This is a genomic window from Marinobacter sp. (assembly GCF_052094685.1).
In the GTDB taxonomy this organism is placed as follows: domain Bacteria; phylum Pseudomonadota; class Gammaproteobacteria; order Pseudomonadales; family Oleiphilaceae; genus Marinobacter.
The window spans coordinates 1-6,021 of the sequence record NZ_JBQDKB010000008.1 but is presented as its reverse complement, the minus strand read 5'-3'; the positions used below and the strand labels follow the sequence as shown (position 1 = coordinate 6,021).

The 6,021-nt window shown below is 54.5% G+C and carries 6 protein-coding genes and 1 tRNA gene; 6 read left to right on the top strand and 1 reads right to left on the bottom strand.

The features are described from left to right. The 5 genes from ACTH3S_RS02975 to ACTH3S_RS02955 all read left to right on the top strand — a co-directional run. On the top strand, nucleotides 1-749 hold a 749-nt coding region (locus tag ACTH3S_RS02975), incomplete at its 5' end, for an aminotransferase class V-fold PLP-dependent enzyme (RefSeq protein ID WP_441807535.1). Nucleotides 750-947: 198 nt separating this feature from the next. Continuing rightward, complete coding sequence (gene osmF, locus ACTH3S_RS02970) at nucleotides 948-1,844, top strand: glycine betaine ABC transporter substrate-binding protein OsmF (protein WP_441807582.1); 897 nt, start codon at nucleotides 948-950, stop codon at nucleotides 1,842-1,844. A 3-nt stretch (nucleotides 1,845-1,847) separates the two neighbouring features. Further along, nucleotides 1,848-3,008, top strand: a complete 1,161-nt coding sequence (locus tag ACTH3S_RS02965; RefSeq protein ID WP_441807534.1) for an ABC transporter permease — start codon at nucleotides 1,848-1,850, stop codon at nucleotides 3,006-3,008. Then, on the top strand, nucleotides 3,005-3,952 hold the full coding sequence (locus ACTH3S_RS02960; RefSeq protein ID WP_441807533.1) for an ABC transporter ATP-binding protein: 948 nt from the start codon (nucleotides 3,005-3,007) through the stop codon (nucleotides 3,950-3,952). Before ACTH3S_RS02965 ends, ACTH3S_RS02960 begins: the two co-directional genes overlap by 4 nt. After that, on the top strand, nucleotides 3,952-4,707 hold the full coding sequence (locus tag ACTH3S_RS02955; protein WP_441807532.1) for an ABC transporter permease: 756 nt from the start codon (nucleotides 3,952-3,954) through the stop codon (nucleotides 4,705-4,707). The genes ACTH3S_RS02960 and ACTH3S_RS02955 overlap by 1 nt, the downstream gene beginning before the upstream one ends. Nucleotides 4,708-5,140: 433 nt before the next feature. Here ACTH3S_RS02955 and ACTH3S_RS02950 read toward each other — a convergent pair. Further along, nucleotides 5,141-5,217, bottom strand: a tRNA-Arg gene (locus ACTH3S_RS02950). Between the two features lie 86 nt (nucleotides 5,218-5,303). Between ACTH3S_RS02950 and ACTH3S_RS02945 the strand changes: the two genes are divergently transcribed. Then, nucleotides 5,304-6,005 carry a TIGR04283 family arsenosugar biosynthesis glycosyltransferase gene (locus tag ACTH3S_RS02945; protein WP_441807531.1) on the top strand — a complete coding sequence of 234 codons (702 nt, stop codon included), beginning with the start codon at nucleotides 5,304-5,306 and terminating at the stop codon, nucleotides 6,003-6,005. Nucleotides 6,006-6,021 lie beyond the last annotated feature (16 nt).

Sequence of the window (6,021 nt, the reverse complement as noted above, 5' to 3'; positions counted from 1 at the left end):
TCAGAGCAGAAAAGCCTGCCGTTGTGTTTGTCCCCCATGTAGAAACCGCTTCAGGCATTGTGTTGCCAGACGACTACCTGAAAACCATCGGCGAGGCGGTTAAAGATATTAACGGCTTGTTTGTGCTGGATTGCGTAGCCTCCGGTGCCTTGTGGGTTGATACCACAGCCTGTGGTGTAGACGTAATGATCACTGCGCCCCAGAAAGGTTGGAGTGCCTCTCCATGCGCTGCTCTGATCACATTGAGCGAACGCGCCATCGCACGCATGGAAGAAACTACCAGCAGTAGCTTTGCGGCGGACCTGCGCAAATGGTCCCAAATTATGCAGGCTTATGAGTCTGGCAATCACGCATACCACGCAACCATGCCGACCGACACCCTGGTTGTCCTGCGTAATGCCATGCTGGAAACCCTGAAAGTAGGCCCAGAGTTGCTCTATCAGCGTCAGGTGGAACTTGGTATGCAAGTACGTGAACTGTTTGGCAATTCCGGCTTCAAAAGCGTCGCAGCATCAGGCTTTGAGTCACCCAGCGTGGTCGTTCTGCATACCGACGAGATCAACATGCACAACACCAGCCTGTTCCGTGAGCAGGGCCTGCAGATCGCAGCGGGCGTGCCGCTGATGTGCGATGAACCAGAGAGCTTTCGCACGTTCCGTATGGGGTTGTTTGGTTTGGAAAAATTGAACAATGTGGAGCGAACTGTGGAGAAACTGAGGGTGGCGCTGGAGGCTATTCACAGTGCTTAGTAATCTGAAATTCATATGGATTTTTTGGAGTCCGCTATAGTCATGTCACTAAACTTATCGAATGCCAAGCGGCGTAATGTAGCCCCATCACCAAGAGGAATGGCCGTGTCTCTCCCAAGCCCCATAAAATATCAGTCAAAGCGCCAATCTAAGAATCAGGCTCCAGGCAACGCTGTCCGTGCGTTCTCGAAAACGCTGATGGGGTGTCTTGCGCTTGCTCTGCTGTGCGTAACTGGCGCGGTTTCGGCGCAGGAACCGGTGGTGGTCTCCTCAAAAATTGACACCGAGGGGGGAGTTCTCGGCCAGATGATTCTGCAACGCCTGGAGAGCGGAGGTATCCCGGTAGAAAACCGACTACAGCTTGGTAGCACCAGTATTGTGCGCAGTGCGATCAAGGCCGGAGAGATTGATCTTTACCCAGAGTATACCGGCAATGCCGCGTTCTTTTACGATAAGGCAGACAGCCAAGTGTGGAAGAATGCTGCAAAGGCTTACGAGAAGGCCGCCGAGCTTGACCGCGAAGCTGAGGGCATTGTCTGGCTTACTCCTGCGAACGCTAACAATACTTGGGCTATGAGCGTGCGCGGCGATGTGGCTGAAAAAAACAACCTCAAAACCCTGGAAGATTTGGCGGATTATATAAACGCAGGCAAGCCCTTTAAATTTGCGGCCAGCGCAGAGTTTGTCGAGTCGGCCAGCGCGCTACCTGCCTTTCAGGAGGCCTACGGTTTCAAGCTGACGTCTGATCAGCTTCTGATTCTGTCTGGCGGAAACACCGCAGCCACTCTTCGGGCGGCGGCGATTAATTCCAATAACGTGAACGGCGCCATGGCCTATGGCACCGATGGCGGTTTGAACGCACTGGGCCTGAAGGTGATGCAAGACACCAAAGGCGTGCAGCCGGTCTATCAACCGACCCCGATTATCAGGGAAAGCGTATTAAAGACATATCCCAAAATACGCCCGCTGCTAAAACCAGTATTTGAATCGCTTGACCTGGAAACGCTGCAAGAGCTGAATGCCAAGGTGGCGGTCGAAGGCGCTCCTGCAGATGCGGTGGCTCGGGACTACCTGGAAAGTCTTAGCCTGGACTAATCCGTGCCTTCATCTACAGCGCTGCCGAACCGTGTCATACCCGTTTTAGCATTAGCTGCGCTCGGTTTGGTGTGGCTGCTGAATCTTGGCGTGGTGCAGCCCAACCGTATTGTGTCTGGCACCGGTTATGGCGTTTATGGTGCGACAGGCTGGCTTGGGGCGGTCATTGTGTCGTCCCTGCTGTTGACCGTGGTTGTGCTGGCAACAAGGCCTATTCACAAACGTTTTCGGGTGCTGGCGGCATTGCTGACGGCCGCACTGATGGTGCTGCCTCTGCTGCTTGAAGTGTTTTCGCTGCGCAGGCTTCCATCAGATTCCGCCTATGCTCGAATTGGCATAGGCGCGGGGTTCTGGTGTTTGGCGTTCTTTCTGGCCCTGATGCTTTTGGAAGCACTGGGCCAGATCAAAGCCTCTCGTCGCCTACAGCTATCAATCGTGCTGTTAATTGTTGCCGGCTGGTGGCTCTGCGCCGGCCGTGAAGGGCTGTCCAGCCTGTCTCTTATCCGTGAGTACAGCAATCGGGCGGACCAGTTCTCCCAAGCATTAACAGTGCATTTGTCATTGTCGCTGGGTGCCGTTGCCATCAGTGCGGTGCTGGCTTTTGGTTTGGCACTTGCCATGGTGAGGCGAGAAAGCTTGCGACGGCCAATGCTGGGGCTGGTCAGTTTTATGCAGACCATCCCCAGCCTGGCGCTTTTCGGGTTGTTAATTGCGCCGTTGGGCGCACTATCTGCAGCTTTTCCCGTTTTACAGACACTGGGCATTCGAGGCATTGGTTGGGCGCCAGCGCTGCTGGCGCTGATTGCCTATAGCCTTCTACCAATGCTGCGCAATACCTATGTAGCTTTGATGGAAGTGCCTGAGTCCGTGGTTGACGCCGGGCGAGGTATGGGAATGAACGAGCGGCAGATATTTATGCAAGTGAAGCTTCCTCTGGCCCTGCCGGTCATTATTGAAGGCGTGCGAATTACTACCATACAAGCTATTGGCCTGACCGCTGTCGCCGCGCTGATCGGCGCTGGCGGCTTCGGTACGTTCATTTTTCAGGGTCTGGGTCAGGCAGCCATGGATCTGGTACTGCTTGGTGCGTTGCCCACGGTATTCCTGGCATTGGCGGCCGATGCCATTTTGTCTGCATTGAAATTTCAGGAGACCTCAACGTGATTGAGCTGAAAGGTGTCACCCGACGGTTCGGTGATGCCGTAGCAGTTGATGATATTGATCTGACCATAGAAACCGGCGAAGTCTGTGTGCTTGTAGGCAGTTCCGGCTGCGGCAAATCCACCACGCTACGGATGATTAATCGCCTTCTGCCCCGAACCAGCGGCGAAATTCTTGTGGATGGCGAGGATATCAACAAAGCGAACCCGGAAACGCTGCGCTTGAATATGGGCTACGCCATACAGAGCACTGGATTGTTCCCCCATTGGACGGTCGCTCGCAATATTGGCGTGGTGCCCAATCTACTCAAATGGCCAGCCCGCAAACGTGATGAACGCGTAAATGAGCTGCTGACCCTGTTGGGCCTGAACCCTGCTACCGACGCAGCCAAATATCCGCACCAGCTTTCCGGCGGCCAGGCCCAGCGCGTAGGCGTGGCACGAGCGCTGGCGGGCGACCCTAATATTCTCCTGATGGATGAGCCTTTCGGCGCCCTGGACGCCATCACTCGGGAAAACCTGCAGCAGGAAATGTTACGAATTCAGCGGCAACTCAATAAAACTACTGTGTTCGTGACCCACGATATTGATGAGGCCTTGAAACTGGCTACCCGTATCGCGGTAATGGATAAAGGACAAATTATTCAACACGATACGCCAGAGGCGATCCTTCGACGGCCGGCATCAGACTTTGTGGAAAACCTCATTGGTAAGGGCGATCGTGGATTGAAGCTCTTGGCTTTGCGCACAGTGGGCGATCTGATGGAACGCCATCCACAGCCCCGAAAATCAGAACCCGGTGCCGAAGGCCTGAATGAGTCGGACAGCCTTCGTATTGCGCTATCCATTATGGTGTGGAAAAACTCCGCGCAACTCCCGGTTTTTAGTGGGACAGGCGAAGAGGTTGGCACCGTAAAACGTGAGCAGCTTCTGCAGGGTGGCGCTTGATGCGCGCGTGGTTTTCACCGGTTGCCTGGGTTGCCTCTCTGTGCGCATTAGCGGCTTTGCTCCCCACAATGACACCGCTGTTTTCATGGCTGGAGCCTGACACCGACAACCTGATTTACACCAGAGACAGCTTCTACTCACTGCTGCAAAGCCACCTTTGGCTGGTGCTGGCTTCTGCCACAATCGGCACGCTGGTGGCTGTGTCTGCAGGCATCTTTGTCACCCGCCCCGCCGGTCGTGACTTTCTGCCGTTGGTTAGCCAAATAGCCTCCATCGGCCAGACGGTGCCGCCTGTCGCCGTGCTTGCGCTGGCAGTGCCCGTTATGGGTTTTGGCGAGAAGCCCACTCTGTTCGCGTTGGTGCTTTATGGTTTACTGCCCATTCTGCGGAATACCCTGGCAGGGCTGAGCGGTATTAACTCTGCAGTGCTCGAATCTGCCAAAGGAATGGGCATGTCTTCCGTGCAAGTGCTGTTCAAAGTGGAACTCCCCTTGGCAGGGCGGGTGATACTGGCAGGAATCCGCACTTCCGTCACCATCAATATTGCCACCGCAGCGATCGGCTCAACCATTGGCGCCCGCACTTTGGGCGACCCAGTGATTGCGGGGCTGGTCAACGGCAATACCGCCTATGTTTTGCAAGGCGCCATCCTGATCGGGCTGCTGGCTCTGGCGACTGACAGTTTTTTTGAAGCTATCGAGCGTACTTGGGCTCGGGCCTTTTCAGCGCCGGCGCCCGAAGTGCAGAGCCCATAGTGGCAGCTTTAATTTCGGTCATGATTGCCCACTGGCACTTCTTCACTGCCGAATAGGCAGCTCAGAAATGGAAGTAGACTAGGGTCTAGGGTTGACCGAGCTCCACTGCCGAATAGGCGGCCCCATCCCCAGTTGATTGCTTTCATGCGGCTTGAGAGTCTACGTTCATACCACTGTCACGTAGTCGTTAGGAGAGCCAATCATCTCTACCTTTCCGTCATTCGTTTGACTGAAGCTAAACGACGCCGTCGGTGCTAAGTAGGGGGGTATATAAAGCCACATTAGTGGAAGCAATTTTTCTGGTACCCTCAAAAACACCCACAAGACTCATGGCTTGGAATGGGTTTTAGCGGGTTCTGAGAGATTAGAGTTTTCCGAAAATCGTTTTAAAAGCGTAGGTTATGCGTTTATGGAGTGTTTCTGAAAGGTCAGCTGGTGCCCTCGGCAGGACTCGAACCTGCTACCTTCCCCTTAGGAGGGGGACGCTCTATCCAGATGAGCTACGAAGGCGCTTCTTTCAGAAGATCGGTATGATAACGGCCTGGGGCTTATGGCTCAAGGTGTTACCGTGTTTTCTGCCGTGCTGGGAGTGTGCTTTGTCTGAACCTTTCTCATTAAGCGTTATTGTGCCTGTCTGGATGGAGGCGGCGGGCGTTGTGGGAGCACTTGAAGCTCTGCAGCCACTACGTGCTGCGGGTCACGAGCTGATTGTTGTGGATGCAGGCAGTACCGATGGCACAGCTAGGCTGGCTAGCCCGCTTGCGGATGTTGTGATTCAGTCAGAAAAAGGCAGAGCAGTCCAGATGAATTCGGGCGCATCCACGGCCAGCGGCAATGTTCTGCTGTTTTTGCATGCAGATACTCGCCTTCCTTCAAATGCATTGAGCTATCTTCGTAAGTTTGCTCAAAGCGGCAAAGCTTGGGGGCGTTTTGATGTGCGCCTGAGTGGCCAGGGTGCGATGTTCCGGGTGATCGCCTGGTTCATGAATCAGCGCTCTCGGTTAACGGGTATTTGCACGGGTGATCAGGCCTTGTTTGTGCGCCGGGAAGTTTTTGAAGCTCTGCACGGGTTTGAAAACCTGCCGATCATGGAAGATATTGAGTTTTCGCGTCGGCTCCGCTTGGTTTCCCGTCCTTATTACATTACAAAATCCGTGATCACGGATAGCCGGCACTGGGAGCAGCACGGTGTCTGGCGCACGATTTTCCTTATGTGGCGTTTGCGCTGGCGTTATTGGCGCGGCGAATCACCACAAACGCTTGTGTACGCCCAGCATGGGCATGAACTAATGGGGTGAAAGTCCCCTGTGGGAA